We start from the raw sequence: 16,508 nt of genomic DNA, 5'->3' as shown, positions 1-16,508 counted from the left end.
GTATGGTTAAGTGACTAAGCGTACATGGTGGATGCCTTGGCAGTCAGAGGCGATGAAGGACGTACTAACCTGCGATAAGCCGTGAGCAGTCGGTAAGAGACATTACGACTCACGGATTTCCGAATGGGGAAACCCACCTAGCATAAGCTAGGTATCGCTGCGTGAATACATAGCGTAGCGAGGCGAACCGGGAGAACTGAAACATCTAAGTACCCCGAGGAAAAGAAATCAACCGAGATTCCCTCAGTAGCGGCGAGCGAACGGGGATTAGCCCTTAAGCATCTTGGAAGTTAGTGGAACGGTCCTGGAAAGGCCGGCGATACAGGGTGATAGCCCCGTACACGAAAACAACCTTGATGTGAAATCGAGTAGGGCGGGACACGTGACATCCTGTCTGAATATGGGGGGACCATCCTCCAAGGCTAAATACTCCTGACTGACCGATAGTGAACCAGTACCGTGAGGGAAAGGCGAAAAGAACCCCTGTGAGGGGAGTGAAATAGAACCTGAAACCGTGTACGTACAAGCAGTGGGAGCCCTTCGGGGTGACTGCGTACCTTTTGTATAATGGGTCAGCGACTTACATTTTGTAGCGAGGTTAACCGTATAGGGGAGCCGTAGGGAAACCGAGTCTTAACTGGGCGTCTAGTTGCAAGGTGTAGACCCGAAACCGGGTGATCTAGCCATGGGCAGGTTGAAGGTTGAGTAACATCAACTGGAGGACCGAACCCACTAACGTTGCAAAGTTAGGGGATGACCTGTGGCTGGGGGTGAAAGGCCAATCAAACTCGGAGATAGCTGGTTCTCCCCGAAAGCTATTTAGGTAGCGCCTCGGACGAATACTACTGGGGGTAGAGCACTGTTTGGGCTAGGGGGTCATCCCGACTTACCAACCCCATGCAAACTCCGAATACCAGTAAGTAATATCCGGGAGACACACGGCGGGTGCTAACGTCCGTCGTGAAGAGGGAAACAACCCAGACCGCCGGCTAAGGTCCCAAAGTTCTGGTTAAGTGGGAAACGATGTGGGAAGGCTCAGACAGCTAGGATGTTGGCTTAGAAGCAGCCATCATTTAAAGAAAGCGTAATAGCTCACTAGTCGAGTCGGCCTGCGCGGAAGATGTAACGGGGCTCAAACCAGGCACCGAAGCCGCGGATTCACGCTAAGCGTGAGTGGTAGGGGAGCGTTCTGTAAGTCTGCGAAGGTGTGTCGAGAGGCATGCTGGAGATATCAGAAGTGCGAATGCTGACGTAAGTAACGATAAAGGGGGTGAAAAGCCTCCTCGCCGGAAGACCAAGGGTTCCTGTCCAACGTTAATCGGGGCAGGGTGAGTCGACCCCTAAGGTGAGGCCGAAAGGCGTAATCGATGGGAAGCAGGTTAATATTCCTGCACGACTTGTAATTGCGATGGGGGGACGGAGAAGGCTAGGTGGGCCAGGCGACGGTTGTCCTGGTGAAAGTGCGTAGGTGGTGTTTCTAGGCAAATCCGGAGACACAACACTGAGACACGAGACGAACGCACCACGGTGCGGAAGCCATTGATGCCCTGCTTCCAGGAAAAGCCTCTAAGCTTCAGATTACAAGTCATCGTACCCCAAACCGACACAGGTGGTCGGGTAGAGAATACCAAGGCGCTTGAGAGAACTCGGGTGAAGGAACTAGGCAAAATAGTACCGTAACTTCGGGAGAAGGTACGCTCTTGTTGGTGAAGTCCCTTGCGGATGGAGCTGACGGGAGTCGCAGTGACCAGATGGCTGGGACTGTTTATCAAAAACACAGCACTCTGCAAACACGAAAGTGGACGTATAGGGTGTGACACCTGCCCGGTGCCGGAAGGTTAATTGATGGGGTTAGCGCAAGCGAAGCTCTTGATCGAAGCCCCGGTAAACGGCGGCCGTAACTATAACGGTCCTAAGGTAGCGAAATTCCTTGTCGGGTAAGTTCCGACCTGCACGAATGGTGTAACCATGGCCATGCTGTCTCCACCCGAGACTCAGTGAAATCGAATTCGCCGTGAAGATGCGGTGTACCCGCGGCTAGACGGAAAGACCCCGTGAACCTTTACTACAGCTTGGCACTGAACATTGAACCTACATGTGTAGGATAGGTGGGAGGCTTTGAAGGCGTGACGCCAGTTGCGCTGGAGCCGTCCTTGAAATACCACCCTTGTATGTTTGATGTTCTAACGCAGGGCCCTGAATCGGGCTCGCGGACAGTGCCTGGTGGGTAGTTTGACTGGGGCGGTCTCCTCCCAAAGAGTAACGGAGGAGCACGAAGGTTGGCTAATCCTGGTCGGACATCAGGAGGTTAGTGCAATGGCATAAGCCAGCTTAACTGCGAGACGGACAGGTCGAGCAGGTACGAAAGTAGGTCATAGTGATCCGGTGGTTCTGAATGGAAGGGCCATCGCTCAACGGATAAAAGGTACTCCGGGGATAACAGGCTGATACCGCCCAAGAGTTCATATCGACGGCGGTGTTTGGCACCTCGATGTCGGCTCATCACATCCTGGGGCTGAAGTCGGTCCCAAGGGTATGGCTGTTCGCCATTTAAAGTGGTACGCGAGCTGGGTTCAGAACGTCGTGAGACAGTTCGGTCCCTATCTGCCGTGGGCGTTGGATGATTGAAGGGAGTTGCTCCTAGTACGAGAGGACCGGAGTGAACGAACCTCTGGTGTTCGGGTTGTCACGCCAGTGGCACTGCCCGGTAGCTAAGTTCGGAATCGATAACCGCTGAAAGCATCTAAGCGGGAAGCGAGCCCTGAGATGAGTCATCCCTGACCCCTTGAGGGTCCTAAAGGGCCGTTGGAGACCACAACGTTGATAGGTGGGGTGTGTAAGCGCGGCGACGTGTTGAGCTAACCCATACTAATTACCCGTGAGGCTTAACCATACAACACCCAAGAAGTGTTCGAAGACTTGTAGCAGATACCGAGAACGAATAACTAAATCAGCTTTTTCAGATTGAAGATTTTGCCTGGCGGCAATAGCGCAGTGGAACCACCTGACCCCATGCCGAACTCAGAAGTGAAACGCTGTAGCGCCGATGGTAGTGTGGCATTCGCCATGCGAGAGTAGGACACTGCCAGGCACCCAATTGAAGAAGCCCGCTCATCTGAGCGGGCTTTTTTATTGCCTGAAATTCAGTTTGATTCGTATTTGACCGCGGTTCTTCGATGCATGAGCAGTACCTGCCTCACTCCTTATTCTCCACTCGACTCTCCTCTGCCGAAACCCGGCACCAGAGCTGCAATTAGGGTTGTATCTGCTTCATAACTCGGTAGAGTAAAGGGCATCTTGGGTTGGCCCGTACTCTCTCATGCTCGTTTCTCTGGTACGGATGCAACTTGGCCTGCTTTTATCAACCTTACGTCAGTGGTATCGATATGGAACAAGTAAACAAGTCCACCTTCAGCGATGTACTGGAATATGTGCGTATGTCCCGTCGTCAGAACAAGCTCAAGCGTGAAATCGCAGACAATGAGAAGAAGATCCGTGACAACCAGAAGCGGGTGCTGCTGCTCGACAACCTGAGCGATTACATCAAGCCTGGCATGAGCATCGATGAGGTTCAGGCCATCATCGCCAACATGCGCGCCGACTATGAAGAGCGCGTTGATGATCACATCATCAAAAACGCCGAGCTCTCCAAGGAGCGTAAAGACCTGGGCACCAAGCTAAAGGCGATGAGCTCCAGCAAGTAAGCTCGCTCATTATTCTCCCAAAACACCGGCCCATGGCCGGTGTTTTGCTTTCTGCCATCAGCTCGGATCTCTCGCCGCTCTGCAACAATCGGCTCCCCTTTTCATGATCGCCCTGTTACCATCACTACAAAGCGGTCAATAGATTTCAAGCCATTGACTTGAAACGACTAAGCTTGAGTGAAACACAATAAATTGCGCAACCATGGTGGGGCTGATATGGGCGCATCAGAACAGACGGATTTGAACAAAGTGGCATATCAGGATTCATCTGTCCCAAGCGCGGACGGGAAGTACAAGCGCAAGCGTCGTCCCTGGTGGCGCTGGCTGTTCTGCTTTCTCTTTTTACTGTGCCTGGCCGCCGTGATTGCTCTGGTGGGCTATGAGATGCAGACGTCGCGCCTGCAGTCGCAGGAGATCTCCCGCTATGCCGCCAAGCTGACCTATCAGGTCGAGCCCGGTCTTAGCAAGCAGATTGCCTTTCCCGAGGATGGCCCCTTCGACAAGCGGCTGGGTTATGTGCTGCTGCCCATGATGCAGGAGCGTCTGCTGCAGCGTGGCTATCAGGTCAGCGAGCAGGTGCATTTCTCCGATGCCTTGTATGACTACGCCAGCCGCGGCTTCTTCGTCCCCTATACCGAGAAGGTCCAGGCCGGTCTGACCCTGCATGATTGCCGGGCAGAGCCCTTCTATCAGTTCAAGTATCCGACCCACTATTATCCGGACTTTGCCTCCATCCCGCCGCTGGTGATCCAGTCGCTGCTGTTCATCGAGAACCGCGATCTGCTCAGCAATGAACATCCGCTGGCCAACCCGGCCGTGGACTGGCCCCGTTTTGCCAAGGCGGCCATGTCCCAGGTGGGCAAGGCGCTGGATATGCAGGATCAGTCGGCCGGCGGCAGTACCCTGGCGACCCAGGTCGAGAAGTACCGCCACTCGCCGGATGGCCTGACGCTCTCCCCCACCGAGAAGATCCGCCAGATGGCGTCCGCCAGCGTGCGGGCTTACCGGCTTGGGCCGGAGACCCTGGAGGCACGCAAGCTGGTTGCCTGGGCCTACCTCAACTCGGTGCCACTCTCGGCGGCCCCCGGTTATGGTGAGGTGCACGGTCTGGGTGATGGCCTCTGGGTCTGGTTCGGTGCCAATGTTGACGAGGTGAACCGGCTGCTGGATCCCGCTCGCAACCAGGATGCCTCGTTGGCGGAGCAGGGGCTGGCACTGCGTCAGGTGGTTTCATTGATGATTGCCCATCGCCGTCCCTCCTATTACCTGGCTCAGGGACGTGAGGCACTGGCCACACTGACCGACAGCTATCTGCGTTTGTTCGTGCAGGAAGGGATGATTACGCCCCCGCTGATGGAGGCTGCGCTGAAGGCCAAGATCACCTTCCGTGACTTCCTGCAGTCCCCGGCGGTGACCAAGGTCAACAACAACAAGGGGTTGCAGGTTGCCCGTACCCGTCTCAGCCGTCAGCTCGGGGTGCAGCTCTACGATCTGGACCGGCTCGATCTGACGGCCGACACCAGCCTCAACATGCCGCTGCAAAACGAGGTTTCCCATTACCTGCAACAGTTGGCTGATCCGACGTTTGCCGCTCAGGTCGGCCTGTTTGGTGAGCGCCTGCTCTCGCCGGAGAAGACGGGGGATGTGAAGTACAGCTTCACCCTGTTCGAGAAATCGCCGCAGGGCTTCAAGGTGCGGGTGCAGACCGACAACACGGATCAGCCGTTTGACATCAACGAGGGCAGCAAGCTGGAGCTGGGCTCTACCGCCAAGCTGCGGGTGCTGACCACCTATCTGGAGATCGTCTCCGAGCTGCACGACAGTTATGCCGGCATGTCGCCCGAGAGCTTGCGCAAGATTGAGGTGTCGGATCAGGACAACATCAGCCGCTGGGCCGTCTCTTACCTGATGACCGCCAAGGACAAGAGCCTGCCCCTGATGCTGGAGGCTGCGCTGGATCGCAAGTATTCCGCCAGCCCGAACGAAGGGTTCTTCACCGGTGGCGGCATGCACACCTTCAACAACTTCCGGCGCGAAGACAACGGCCGCATTCCGGCCATTCGCGATGCCCTGCGTGAGTCCATCAACCTGCCGTTCGTGCGCTTGATGCGCGATATCGTTCGCTACAGCCTCTATCGGGAGGGCAACCGCGCCCAGTTGCTCAAGGATGACAAGGATCCGCGCCGCACCGAATATCTGGCCAAGTTTGCAGACAAGGAGGGACAGACCTATCTGCTGCGCTTCTGGCGCAAATACCGTGGCAAGACTCCAGAGGAGCAGCTCGACACCTTCCTGGATGGCCTCAAACCCAGCGCGGTGCGCCTTGCCGCCGTACACCGCTACCTGATGCCGGATGCCTCGCAGGAGACCTTCGCGGCCTTCCTGGCCAAACGTCTGCCGCGGGAGAAGCTGAGTGAGCGGCGCATCGAACAGCTCTACACCAGCTATGGTCCCGGCAAGTATTCGCTGCCGGATCAGGGCTATATCGCCCGGGTACACCCGCTGGAGCTGTGGTTGCTCTCCTATCTCAAGGAGTTTGACAAGGCGACCTTTGCCGATGCCGTCGAGGCGAGCCGGGACGAGCGGCAGGAGGTCTACAGCTGGCTGTTCAAGACCCGTCACCGCAGCGCCCGGGACAGCCGGATCCGCACCATGCTGGAGGTCGAGGCCTTCCTCGATATCCATCAGCGCTGGGCCAGACTGGGCTATCCGTTCGATCACCTGGTGCCGTCGCTGGCGACCGCGCTGGGCAGCTCGGGCGACCGCCCTGCCGCGTTGGCCGAGCTGATGGGGATCATCCAGAATGGCGGCATCCGCGCGCCGACCCTGCGTATCGAGCACCTCTCGTTTGCCAAGGGCACGCCGTTCGAGACAGAGTTCACGCCGGCGCAGACCGAGGGGACCCGGGTATTGCCGGTCGAGGTGGCCACCGCCCTGCGCAACGCGTTGTCGAAGGTGGTAGAAGGGGGCACCGCCAGGCGCATCGCCGGTGCCTTCGCCCTGCCGGACGGCACAGTGTTGCAGATGGGGGGCAAGACGGGGACCGGTGACAACCGGATCGAGACGGTGGGCCGCTACGGCAACGTGACCAGCTCGCTGGCCCGCAACCGGACCGCGACCTTCGTCTTCTACATCGGGGATGATCACTTCGGCACCCTGACGGCCTATGTGCCCGGCAGCCAGTCCGACAAGTTCCGCTTCACCTCGGCCCTGCCGGTACAGGTGCTCAAGGGGATGGCGCCGCTGCTGATGCCCTATCTGCAACCGGAAACCCACACCCAGTGCGTAGCGAGTAACTGACGCGTCACGTCATGAAAAATGGGGCCGTATAGGCCCCGTTTCATTTTGTGTTGACCGCCGCCTGTCGGCGAACGTGAGTCATCACTTACAGCAAATCTTCTATCTCTCCGCGCAGATACTGGTACATCTCGCGATAGGCCACCGGCGGCTTGTTCAGCTCCCGCTCCTTGTTGGCGGTGCGGATCAGCTGGCGCAGCTTCTGGCGATCCAGCTCGTGGAACTGGGACATCAGCTCGTTGAGGGCGCTGTCGCCTTCGTTGATCAGCCGCTCGCGCCACTGCTCCAGCCGGTGCAGGCGGGCGTTGACGGTGGAGTGGCGATTCTTGATGATGGAGAGCGCCTCGACGATGGGCTCCACATCGCGGCTGCGCATCAACCGGCCGATGAACTGCAGGTGACGGCGGAAAGACTCGTCCTTCTTCGGCTTGAGCTTGCGGCCCAGTTCGACCGCTTCGGCCAGCTCCTCATCCAGCGGGATCTTCTCCAGTTCGCTGTGGCTGAGGGAGACGATCTCTTCCCCCATCTTCTGCAGCGCCTCGGCATCACGCTTGAGCTGGCTCTTGCTGGGGCCCCAGTCTTCCCACTCGTTGTCGTCTTGATATTGACTCATCGGTCTCTTGATTCCTGTCATTCACGTTTGGCGGATATGTTACCAGCTTCTCCCGCTGGGCGCAGGGGTCTGATATGCTTAGCCCCTTTCCTTCCTTCATACAGATGTGAGTTATGGATCAGCAAGACCAAATCCGCCAGGATCAAGCCCATCTCGAGGCCGTGGTTGCCGAGGCCCTGGATATCGCCAAGGGGCTGGGCGCCTCGCTGGCCGAAGTCTCCATCAGCAAACAGACCGGGCTGTCGGTCAACACCCGCGGTTGTGAACTGGAAAGCATCGAATTCAACAAGGATGGCGCGCTCGGCATCGCCGTCTATCGCGATGGCTGCAAGGGCTCCTCGTCCACCACGGATCTGAGCCCGTCGGCCATTCGTGTCGCCGTGGAAGCGGCCATGGAGATTGCCCGCCATACCTCCCCTGACGAGTGCGCCGGTCTGGCAGATGCAGATCTGCTGGCTTGGAACGCCCCGGATCTGCAGCTGTGCCACCCGGTCGCGCTGGATCCCCAATATGGCATCGAGCTGGCCACCGAGTGCGAACGGTTGGCGTTGGGGCGCGATGCCCGCATCAAGCACTCCGACGGTGCCGGTTTCTCCAGCCACCTCGGCATCAAGGTCTATGGCAACAGTCACGGCTTCGTCAAAGGCTATGCCGCCTCGCGCAACTCCCTGAGCTGCGTGCTGATAGGCGAGCAGGGCGGCGACATGCAGCGCGATTACGGCTACTCCTCCAGCCGTACCCTGGACGGACTCTGGAGCCCACAGCGCATCGCCGACGAGGCGGTGGAGCGCACCCTCTCTCGTCTGGGGGCCCGCAAGATCAGCACTCGCCACGCTCCCGTGCTGTTCCATCCCGATACGGCGGCCGGTCTGTGGGGTCATCTGGTGATGGCCATCAGCGGTGGCAATCTCTACCGCAAGTCGAGCTTTCTGCTGGACAAACTGGGCAAGCAGATCCTGCCCGAGTGGCTCACCATCCAGGAGTTCCCCCACCTGCTGGGGGGGCTCGCCAGTACCCCGTTCGATGGCGAAGGCGTGCTGACCCGCGACATGGACATAGTGCGCAATGGCGAGCTGATGAGCTGGCTGCTTACCTCCTACTCCGCCCGCAAGCTGGGGCTCACCACCACGGGTCACGCCGGCGGCATCCACAACTGGCAGGTTTCCAGCACCGGCCAGGATTTCAATGGCATGCTCAAGGAGATGGGTACCGGCTTGCTGGTGACCGAACTGATGGGGCAGGGGGTCAACATCGTCAATGGTGACTACTCCCGCGGCGCCGCCGGTTTCTGGGTCGAGAATGGCGAGATAGCCTATCCGGTCGAGGAGATCACCATCGCCGGCAACCTGGCCGAGATGTTCAGCCACATAGTGGCGGTGGGCAGTGATGAGGATGAGCGCTCCAGCCTCAAGACAGGCTCTGTGCTGGTGGAGAACATGAAGCTGGCGGGACACTGACCCCGCCATCCCGCCGATCCGCGCTCATGAAAAAGGCCCCTCGCTATGCGAGGGGCCTTTTTGTATCTGATTTGCTCAGGGGCGGCAATCAGCCCTTGATGCGCTCGATGCGGCCGCCGAGGCCTTGCAGCTTCTGCTCGATGTCTTCGTAGCCACGGTCGATGTGGTAAATGCGGTCGACTATGGTGGAACCTTCTGCGACGAAGCCGGCCAGCACCAGACTGGCGGAGGCGCGCAGGTCGGTTGCCATCACCTGGGCACCCTTGAGCTGCTCGGTGTCGCGGCAGATGGCCACGTTGCCCTGCAGTTCGATGTCGGCGCCCATCCGTACCAGTTCAGGCACGTGCATGAAACGGTTCTCGAAGATGGTCTCGGTGACCATGCCGGTGCCCTTGGCTACCGCGTTCAGCACGGTGAACTGGGCCTGCATGTCGGTCGGGAAGGCCGGGTAGGGGGCAGTCTTGATGGTGACCGGCTTGAGGGTGCGACCGGTCATGTCGAGGGTGATCCAGTCTTCACCCTTCTCAATCAGGGCACCGGCCTCTTCCAGCTTGACCAGAACCGCTTCCAGCAGGGTCGGGTCGGTGTTGCGGCAGGTGATCTTGCCGCCGGTGACCGCGGCGCCCACCAGGAAGGTACCGGTTTCGATACGATCCGGTTGCACGCTGTAGTTGCCGCCGTGCAGACGCTCGACACCGTCGATGATCAGGGTGTCGGTGCCAGCGCCCTGGATCTTGGCGCCCAGCGCGTTGAGGAAGTGGGCCAGATCGACCACTTCCGGCTCGCGCGCGGCGTTTTCGATCACGGTGCGGCCGTCAGCCAGGGTGGCGGCCATCATCAGGTTTTCGGTACCGGTGACGGAGACCATGTCCATCAGGATGTGGGCACCCTTCAGGCGACCGTCGACACGAGCCTTGATGTAACCCTCCTCGATGGCAATCTTGGCACCCATCAGCTCCAGGCCGTGCACGTGCAGGTTGACCGGACGGGCACCGATGGCGCAGCCGCCGGGCAGGGAGACGTCAGCCGCGCCAAAACGGGCGGCCAGCGGGCCCAGCGCCAGGATGGAGGCGCGCATGGTTTTCACCAGCTCGTAGGGGGCGACGTGGTTGTTCACGGCGCCGGTCAGTACGGTCACGTTGCCGTTCACCTTGGTGGTGGCGCCCAGCATCTCCAGCAGCTTGATGGTAGTCCCCACGTCTTTCAGACGCGGTACGTTGGAGAGGTGGATCTCCTCGTCACACAGCAGGGTGGCGAACAGGATCGGCAGAGCGGCGTTCTTGGCGCCAGAGATGGTCACTTCGCCGTTGAGAGTACAACGACCATCGATCTTGAATTTGTCCATTTACGTTTGATACCAAATCAGGAGGGCAGTAGAAATTTACGTTCGCGTTTCCACTCGGCATCGGTAAAGGCCTTGATGGAGAGTGCGTGAATGGCGTTGCTGGCGATCTTGTCCATCAGCGGGGCATAGATGGCCTGCTGCTTCTTGACCCGGCTCATGCCGTCAAACATGTCACCGACGGCGATCACTTGGTAGTGACTGCCATCCCCTTTGACATGGACTTCGGACAATGGCAGAGCCTCGAGGAGTATCGCTTCAATTTCAGAGACTTGCATTATGCGTCCTCAGTTGTGAGCGGGGTTGATTGAAACAATCCGGCCACTCCGTAGAGGTTGGCCAGGGTATAGAAATCAGCGGAGGCGCCCACCAGTTGCGGTGTGGCGCCTCGTGCCAGAGCGGCTTTGGCCCATTTGACCAGCAGGGCCAGCCCGGCGGAATCCAGCGTGGTCACGTCGCCAAGCTCGAGCAGATCTTCCTGCCACCAGTCAGCCCGCCGTTGCCACAGCTCAATCACCTGAGCCGCCTGCAGCTCGCCGCTCAGTCTCATGACTTGAGCACCAGCGGCTTGGCATTGTGGGCGCGCAGCTGGGCGATCACCGCATCGATGCCGTTCTGGCGAATGAGGCCACCCAGCTCGTTCTGTTTGGCAGAGAGCAGGCTGATCCCCTCGGCGACCATGTCGAAGGCTTTCCATTCGCCGGTCTTGTTGTTCTTGCGCAGTTTGAACTCGAGGAAGATGTCCGGCTTGCCGGCCTCTTTCACGCTGACGTTGACGGCGGTGATGTTGCTGTCACCAGCGGCCTTGCCCGGCTCGACCTTGACGGTCTGCTTGTCGAAATGGGCCAGGGCGTCGGCGTAGGAGCTCACCATGTACTCGGTGAACACCTCGACGAAGGCGTCACGCTGGGCCGGGGTGGTCTGCTTGATCTGGTTGCCGAGCACCTTGTAGGCGGCGAAGCGGTTGTCCACGTAGGGCAGCAGCTCTTCGCGGATGATCACCCGCAGGTGATCCGGGTTGCTCTTCACCTGAGCCTGATCGGATTTCAGACGAGCGAAGGTCTGCTTGGCCGCCTGATCCACCAGGGCGTAGGGGTCGGTGGCGTCGGTGGCTTGCGCGGTCAGGGAAAACAGCATGCTGGTCATCAGGCCCAGCAACAGGGCGATCTTCTTGAACATGGTTACTCCTTACTTGCTGTCTGACTTGGTGTCGGAAGACTGGCTGTAGAGGAACTTGCCAATCAGGTCTTCCAGCACAATGGCGGATTTGGTGTCTTCAATCATGTCGCCATCCTTGAGCATGCTGGTGCCCATCTCCTCATCGGTAAAACCGGGTACCAGGCCGATGTACTGCTCACCCAGCAGGCCTGAGGTCAGGATGGAGAGGGTGCTGGTCTCGGAGAACTCGCCGGCGCTCTTCTGCATCTGCAGGGAGACGACCGGAACCTGGCTCTTGGCGTCCAGGCTGATGTCGCTGACCCGACCGACCACCACGCCGCCCACCTTGACCGGAGAGCGTACTTTCAGGCCGCCGATATTATCGAAATGGGCGCGCAGGGTATAGGTTTCTCCTTCCGGTTTGAAGCTCAAACCGGCCACTTGCAGTGCCAATGCCAGAATGGCACCGATGCCGGCCAGCATGAAGGTGCCAACCAGGAATTCTACTTTGCTGAACTTCATCTTTACCTTATCCAAACATGACTGCGGTGAGTATAAAATCCAGGCCGAGCACGGCCAGGGAGGAGTGGACCACGGTACGGGTCGTGGCCTGACTGATCCCGGCCGAGGTCGGCTTGGCATCATAACCGTTAAAGAGCGCAATCCAGGTGACCACCAGGGCGAAGATCAGGCTCTTGATGGCGCCCTGCATGATGTCATCCTGCCAGTCGACGGAGGCCTGCATGGCGGACCAGAAGCCCCCCTCATCGACCCCCAGCCAGTCCACCCCGACCAGCTTGCCGCCGAAGATGCCGATCAGGCTGAACATGAAGGCCAGCAGCGGCATGCTGATGACCCCGGCCCAGAAGCGCGGCGCCACCACCCGACGCAGCGGATCCACCGCCATCATCTCGAGGCTCGAGAGCTGCTCGGTGGCCTTCATCAGGCCGATTTCGGCGGTGAGGGCGGAGCCCGCACGACCGGCAAACAGCAGGGCGGTCACCACCGGGCCCAGTTCCCGCAGCAGGGAGAGGGAGACCAGCGGGCCCAGGCTCTGCTCGGCGCCAAAGTCCTTCAGGACGTTGTAGCCTTGCAGCGAGAGCACCATGCCAATGAACAGGCCCGACACCAGAATGATGGCGACCGACTGCACCCCGACCACATAGAGCTGCTGTACCAGCAGCGGAAAGTGCTTGCGCGGCGCGGGTTTGCCCGCCAACGCGTGAAACAACATGATGGTGGCGCGGCCGATGGCGCTGATGAACCGCACCCCGCTTCGCCCGAGTTTGCTTACCTGGCTTGTCAACATCAGAGATCCTGTAGCAGCTCGCCTGCCGGAAAATGAAACGGAACAGGACCGTCGGGCAGTCCCTTCAGGAACTGCTCGACCTCGGGATTGTGCTCCTCGCGCAGCTGGGCCGGCGTGCCGTGCGCCACCACCTTGCGGTTGGCGATGATATAGGCGTAGTCGGCGATGCTCAGCACCTCCTTCACGTCGTGGGTGACGATGACGGAGGTGATGCCGAGGGCATCGTTCATATCCTTGATGAGCTTCACCAGCACCGCCATGGTGATGGGATCCTGGCCGACGAACGGCTCGTCATACATGATGAGGTCCGGATCCAGCGCGATGGAGCGGGCCAGCGCCGCGCGTCTGGCCATGCCGCCGGAGAGCTCGGACGGCATCAGCTTTGCTGCGCCGCGCAGGCCCACCGCCTGCAGCTTCATCATGACGATGGTGTGGATCAGCTCCTCCGGCAGGCCGGAGTGCTCGCGCAGCGGGAAGGCCACGTTGTCGTAAACCGTCATGCCGGTAAACAGGGCGCCGCTCTGGAACAGCATGCTCATCCGCTTGCGCACCTCGTACAGGCGCGAGCGGGAGAGGGTGGGGATATCTTCCCCGTCAAACAGGATATGACCGGACTCGGGCTTGAGCTGGCCGCCGATCAACCGCAGCAAGGTAGTCTTGCCGATGCCGCTGGGGCCCATGACCGCAGTGACCTTGCCACGGGGAATGGTCAGGTTTATCCCGTCGTATAACAGCCGATCTCCGTGACTGAAGGTCAGGTCGGAGATGGTGATCAGGTCATCGTTCAAACAATTGTCCATCCGGTGTAAATGAAGAGCGAATTTTATGGGCTAGTCTAGGGCTAAGCAACAGCAAGGAACAACTATTGAACAGTCTGCCCATCCAGACGCGCGACAGTTTTTTGTAACCAATTGTCTCTCTTTTACGCCCAAGAAGTATCCGATTCGCTTATCTCGACAGACTTTTTTATAATCCCGCAGCAAATTTCAGCCCGGAGCTGTGCCTTTATGTCTGTAAAGTCTGAAAAAGTGTCTGAACTGTTCGATTTTCGTCGCAGCGCCCGTACCGTGCTGGACATCGAGAAACAAGCGATTGATGGACTCTACCAGTACCTGAACGATGCCTTCGATCAGGCGTGCGAGATGATACTGCGTTGCAGTGGCAAGATAGTGGTCACCGGCATGGGCAAGTCAGGTCATGTCGGAAGCAAGATAGCTGCGACCCTGGCCAGCACCGGCACTCCCGCCTTCTTCCTCCATCCGGGTGAAGCCAGCCACGGCGATCTGGGGATGATCTCCGGCGGCGATCTCATCATCGCCATCTCCAACTCCGGTGAGAGCGACGAGATCCTGGCCCTGCTGCCGGTACTCAAGCGCCGCGGCATTCCGCTCATCTGCATGACCGGCAACCCGGCCTCCACCATGGCAAAAGAAGCCAACGTGCACCTGTGCATCAAGGTGGAGAAGGAAGCCTGCCCGCTGGGGCTGGCGCCGACCTCCAGTACTACCGCGACCCTGGTGATGGGCGATGCGCTGGCGGTGGCCCTGCTGGAAGCCCGCGGTTTTACCGCCGACGATTTCGCGCTCTCTCACCCGGGCGGGTCGCTCGGCAAGCGCTTGCTGCTGCGAGTCGGCGATCTGATGCACAGCGGCGAGCTGTTGCCCCAGGTGGGGATAGATGCCACCATCAGCCAGGCACTGCTGGAAGTGAGTCGCAAGGGGCTCGGCATGACGGCGGTGGTTGATGGCAACGGCGTGCTGGCCGGCCTGTTCACCGATGGCGACCTGCGCCGCATTCTGGATCTGCAGGTGGATATCCATCACACCCCGATCAGCCGCGTCATGACGGTGAACTGTGTTACCGTGGGACCAGAGATGATGGCGGCCGAGGCCGTCAAGCTGATGGAAACCAGAAAGATCAACGGATTACTGGTCGTGGATGGCGACAAGCGCCCGCTGGGGGCCTTCAACATGCACGACCTGCTGAAAGCCGGAGTAATTTGATGCAAAACGTACCGACCCTCTATGGTCCGGTGACGCGCAGCCAGTTTGATCAGGCGGCGCAAATCCGCCTGCTGGTGTGCGATGTGGACGGGGTGCTCTCCAACGGCCTCATCTACATGGGAAATGACGGCGAAGAGCTGAAAACCTTCTGCACTCGCGACGGCGCCGGCATGCGGGCGCTGCTCAATGCCGGCATCGAGATTGCCATCATCACCGGGCGCAACTCCCGCATCGTCAGCGATCGGATGAAGAGCCTGGGGGTGCAGCACCTGGTGCAGGGGGCGGATCAGAAGCTGCCCCACTTCGAGGCGCTGCTGGCCAAGCTGGGGCTGGATGCATCGCAAGCAGCCTATATGGGAGATGACACCATCGATCTGCCGGTGATGCAGGCCTGTGGCCTCGGCATTGCCGTGGCCGACGCCCATCCGCTGGTGCTGGCGCGGGCCGACATGGTGACCCGGCTGGCCGGTGGGGTGGGGGCGGTGCGCGAGGTGTGCGATCTCATCCTGCAGGCTCAGGGGCTGGGTGATTATCAGCCTGAGGCCTCGGTATGAGCAGACAGACCCTGTTGTTTGCCCTGCTGTTTCTAGTGGCGCTGGCGGCCTGGCAGCTCGGCGATATCGAGCTGGCTCCGGAGCCGACCACCAAGGTGGAAAATTATCAGCCGGACTTCACCGCCAAGAATCTGGTGACGACCCGCTTCAATGCCGAGGGACTGCGTACCGAGCGACTGGAGTCCCGCTACGCGGAGTATTACCAGATCCTGGAACAGGCCACCTTCGACAAGCCGGTGGTCTACATGTTCGACAAGCAGGGCGAAGCCGAGTGGAAGGTCAACGCCGAGACCGGGGTGCTCAACACCGATGACAACGTGATCCTGCGGGACAAGGTACATCTGGACGGTCTGCTGCCGACCACCTTCATCTCCACGCTGGATACCCCCTATCTGGAGCTGGATCTGGTGACCCAGAACGTGAGAAGCAATCAGCAGGTCAGCATAGTGGGTAAGGACTTCCAGACCGAGGGCGTTGGCCTGAAGGGTCATCTGGAACGCAAATATTTCGAATTACTGGATCAGGGCCATGCCATCTATTTCAATGAAAAACGCTAATCTGGCCCTCGCGGCCCTGCTGCTGTGCGGCACCGTGAGCCCCAAAGAGTCCGACTTTGCCGAGAAGGTCTATGTGGACGCGGTCAAACAGGTGGCCGAGCTGCAGGACAACCGCATTACCTTCGAGCAGGATGTGACCATCACTCAGGGCTCCATCAAGATCAAGGCCGACAAGGTAGTGGTGATCCGCTCCGGCGAGAAGGGGGCCGAGGTGATGACGGCCTATGGCAAGCCAGCCACCTTCTTCCAGATCCTGGACAACGGCAAGCCGGTCAATGCCCACGGCAACAGCATTCGCTATGAGCTGAAGAACCGGCTGGTGACCATTACCGGCGATGGCCAGCTCAAGCAGGAAGACAGCCAGGTCAATGGCGATCTCATTCGCTACGACATCGTCAAACAGAAGATGGTTGCCGAGAGCAAGACCCCGAACCAGCGGGTCAAGACGGTATTCCTGCCGGATCAGGTCGAGAGTTTCGACAAGCCGGCCGATCAGAAGAAGCAGGGAAAATAA

General features: G+C 59.3%; 15 protein-coding genes and 2 rRNA genes. 9 read left to right on the top strand and 8 right to left on the bottom strand.

The window, feature by feature from the left end; translation table 11 throughout:
- The first annotated feature begins 4 nt into the window (after positions 1-4).
- From CK627_RS01955 to CK627_RS01940, 4 genes are all read left to right on the top strand, one after another.
- Positions 5-2,893: ribosomal RNA gene (locus CK627_RS01955) — 23S ribosomal RNA — on the top strand.
- An 83-nt stretch (positions 2,894-2,976) separates the two neighbouring features.
- Positions 2,977-3,091 (top strand): 5S ribosomal RNA (rrf, locus tag CK627_RS01950).
- A 295-nt stretch (positions 3,092-3,386) separates the two neighbouring features.
- Positions 3,387-3,704 (top strand): PTS system regulator TmaR, encoded by a 318-nt coding sequence (gene tmaR / locus CK627_RS01945; RefSeq protein WP_010635919.1) that lies wholly within the window; start codon positions 3,387-3,389, stop codon positions 3,702-3,704.
- Between the two features lie 216 nt (positions 3,705-3,920).
- On the top strand, positions 3,921-7,004 hold the full coding sequence (locus CK627_RS01940) for a transglycosylase domain-containing protein (RefSeq protein WP_095591562.1): 3,084 nt from the start codon (positions 3,921-3,923) through the stop codon (positions 7,002-7,004).
- 85 nt (positions 7,005-7,089) lie between these two features.
- Here the strand turns inward: CK627_RS01940 and yjgA are convergent, their stop codons facing one another.
- Entirely contained in the window at positions 7,090-7,614 is a 525-nt protein-coding gene (gene yjgA, locus CK627_RS01935; protein WP_010635921.1) for a ribosome biogenesis factor YjgA, read from the bottom strand.
- A 113-nt stretch (positions 7,615-7,727) separates the two neighbouring features.
- Between yjgA and pmbA the strand changes: the two genes are divergently transcribed.
- On the top strand, positions 7,728-9,071 hold the full coding sequence (gene pmbA / locus CK627_RS01930; protein ID WP_095591561.1) for a metalloprotease PmbA: 1,344 nt from the start codon (positions 7,728-7,730) through the stop codon (positions 9,069-9,071).
- 88 nt (positions 9,072-9,159) lie between these two features.
- Here the strand turns inward: pmbA and murA are convergent, their stop codons facing one another.
- The 7 genes from murA to mlaF are packed head-to-tail and all read right to left on the bottom strand — an operon-like array spanning position 9,160 to position 13,680.
- Positions 9,160-10,416, bottom strand: coding sequence for a UDP-N-acetylglucosamine 1-carboxyvinyltransferase (murA, locus tag CK627_RS01925; RefSeq protein ID WP_095591560.1), 1,257 nt, complete (start codon positions 10,414-10,416; stop codon positions 9,160-9,162).
- A gap of 17 nt (positions 10,417-10,433) precedes the next feature.
- Positions 10,434-10,691, bottom strand: coding sequence for a BolA family iron metabolism protein IbaG (gene ibaG / locus CK627_RS01920; protein WP_005306001.1), 258 nt, complete (start codon positions 10,689-10,691; stop codon positions 10,434-10,436).
- The gene (locus tag CK627_RS01915; RefSeq protein ID WP_005305991.1) at positions 10,691-10,963 is read right to left on the bottom strand and encodes an STAS domain-containing protein; all 273 of its coding nucleotides are present in this window, start codon (positions 10,961-10,963) and stop codon (positions 10,691-10,693) included. The genes ibaG and CK627_RS01915 overlap by 1 nt, the downstream gene beginning before the upstream one ends.
- Positions 10,960-11,592 carry a phospholipid-binding protein MlaC gene (gene mlaC / locus CK627_RS01910; protein ID WP_005305988.1) on the bottom strand — a complete coding sequence of 211 codons (633 nt, stop codon included), beginning with the start codon at positions 11,590-11,592 and terminating at the stop codon, positions 10,960-10,962. Before mlaC ends, CK627_RS01915 begins: the two co-directional genes overlap by 4 nt.
- Before the next feature lie 9 nt (positions 11,593-11,601).
- On the bottom strand, positions 11,602-12,093 hold the full coding sequence (gene mlaD / locus CK627_RS01905; RefSeq protein WP_005305985.1) for an outer membrane lipid asymmetry maintenance protein MlaD: 492 nt from the start codon (positions 12,091-12,093) through the stop codon (positions 11,602-11,604).
- Positions 12,094-12,100: 7 nt separating this feature from the next.
- Positions 12,101-12,880 carry a lipid asymmetry maintenance ABC transporter permease subunit MlaE gene (mlaE, locus tag CK627_RS01900; protein WP_005305981.1) on the bottom strand — a complete coding sequence of 260 codons (780 nt, stop codon included), beginning with the start codon at positions 12,878-12,880 and terminating at the stop codon, positions 12,101-12,103.
- Entirely contained in the window at positions 12,880-13,680 is an 801-nt protein-coding gene (gene mlaF / locus CK627_RS01895; RefSeq protein ID WP_005305979.1) for a phospholipid ABC transporter ATP-binding protein MlaF, read from the bottom strand. The genes mlaE and mlaF overlap by 1 nt, the downstream gene beginning before the upstream one ends.
- 207 nt (positions 13,681-13,887) lie before the next feature.
- Between mlaF and CK627_RS01890 the strand changes: the two genes are divergently transcribed.
- Genes CK627_RS01890 through lptA form a run of 4 tightly spaced genes read left to right on the top strand, consistent with a single transcriptional unit; the run spans position 13,888 to position 16,508 of the window.
- The gene (locus CK627_RS01890; protein WP_005305976.1) at positions 13,888-14,883 is read left to right on the top strand and encodes a KpsF/GutQ family sugar-phosphate isomerase; all 996 of its coding nucleotides are present in this window, start codon (positions 13,888-13,890) and stop codon (positions 14,881-14,883) included.
- Positions 14,883-15,437, top strand: coding sequence for a 3-deoxy-manno-octulosonate-8-phosphatase KdsC (kdsC, locus tag CK627_RS01885; protein WP_017766397.1), 555 nt, complete (start codon positions 14,883-14,885; stop codon positions 15,435-15,437). Before CK627_RS01890 ends, kdsC begins: the two co-directional genes overlap by 1 nt.
- Positions 15,434-15,994 (top strand): LPS export ABC transporter periplasmic protein LptC, encoded by a 561-nt coding sequence (gene lptC / locus CK627_RS01880; protein WP_005305970.1) that lies wholly within the window; start codon positions 15,434-15,436, stop codon positions 15,992-15,994. Before kdsC ends, lptC begins: the two co-directional genes overlap by 4 nt.
- Positions 15,981-16,508: a lipopolysaccharide transport periplasmic protein LptA gene (gene lptA, locus CK627_RS01875; protein WP_095591559.1), complete on the top strand. Its 528-nt coding sequence runs from the start codon at positions 15,981-15,983 to the stop codon at positions 16,506-16,508. Before lptC ends, lptA begins: the two co-directional genes overlap by 14 nt.

Source organism: Aeromonas dhakensis (genome assembly GCF_002285935.1).
Taxonomy (GTDB): Bacteria; Pseudomonadota; Gammaproteobacteria; order Enterobacterales; family Aeromonadaceae; genus Aeromonas; species Aeromonas dhakensis.
The sequence above is the reverse complement of the archived record's forward strand: the minus strand, read 5'-3'. Positions and strand labels throughout refer to the sequence as shown.

What these genes read in the sequence shown, in the direction of transcription:
- tmaR (WP_010635919.1), top strand. Translation starts at nt 3,387, where the DNA reads ATGGAACAAGTAAACAAGTCCACCTTCAGCGATGTACTGGAATATGTG.
- CK627_RS01940 (WP_095591562.1), top strand. Translation starts at nt 3,921, where the DNA reads ATGGGCGCATCAGAACAGACGGATTTGAACAAAGTGGCATATCAGGAT.
- yjgA (WP_010635921.1), bottom strand. Translation starts at nt 7,614, where the DNA reads ATGAGTCAATATCAAGACGACAACGAGTGGGAAGACTGGGGCCCCAGC.
- pmbA (WP_095591561.1), top strand. Translation starts at nt 7,728, where the DNA reads ATGGATCAGCAAGACCAAATCCGCCAGGATCAAGCCCATCTCGAGGCC.
- murA (WP_095591560.1), bottom strand. Translation starts at nt 10,416, where the DNA reads ATGGACAAATTCAAGATCGATGGTCGTTGTACTCTCAACGGCGAAGTG.
- ibaG (WP_005306001.1), bottom strand. Translation starts at nt 10,691, where the DNA reads ATGCAAGTCTCTGAAATTGAAGCGATACTCCTCGAGGCTCTGCCATTG.
- CK627_RS01915 (WP_005305991.1), bottom strand. Translation starts at nt 10,963, where the DNA reads ATGAGACTGAGCGGCGAGCTGCAGGCGGCTCAGGTGATTGAGCTGTGG.
- mlaC (WP_005305988.1), bottom strand. Translation starts at nt 11,592, where the DNA reads ATGTTCAAGAAGATCGCCCTGTTGCTGGGCCTGATGACCAGCATGCTG.
- mlaD (WP_005305985.1), bottom strand. Translation starts at nt 12,093, where the DNA reads ATGAAGTTCAGCAAAGTAGAATTCCTGGTTGGCACCTTCATGCTGGCC.
- mlaE (WP_005305981.1), bottom strand. Translation starts at nt 12,880, where the DNA reads ATGTTGACAAGCCAGGTAAGCAAACTCGGGCGAAGCGGGGTGCGGTTC.
- mlaF (WP_005305979.1), bottom strand. Translation starts at nt 13,680, where the DNA reads ATGGACAATTGTTTGAACGATGACCTGATCACCATCTCCGACCTGACC.
- CK627_RS01890 (WP_005305976.1), top strand. Translation starts at nt 13,888, where the DNA reads ATGTCTGTAAAGTCTGAAAAAGTGTCTGAACTGTTCGATTTTCGTCGC.
- kdsC (WP_017766397.1), top strand. Translation starts at nt 14,883, where the DNA reads ATGCAAAACGTACCGACCCTCTATGGTCCGGTGACGCGCAGCCAGTTT.
- lptC (WP_005305970.1), top strand. Translation starts at nt 15,434, where the DNA reads ATGAGCAGACAGACCCTGTTGTTTGCCCTGCTGTTTCTAGTGGCGCTG.
- lptA (WP_095591559.1), top strand. Translation starts at nt 15,981, where the DNA reads ATGAAAAACGCTAATCTGGCCCTCGCGGCCCTGCTGCTGTGCGGCACC.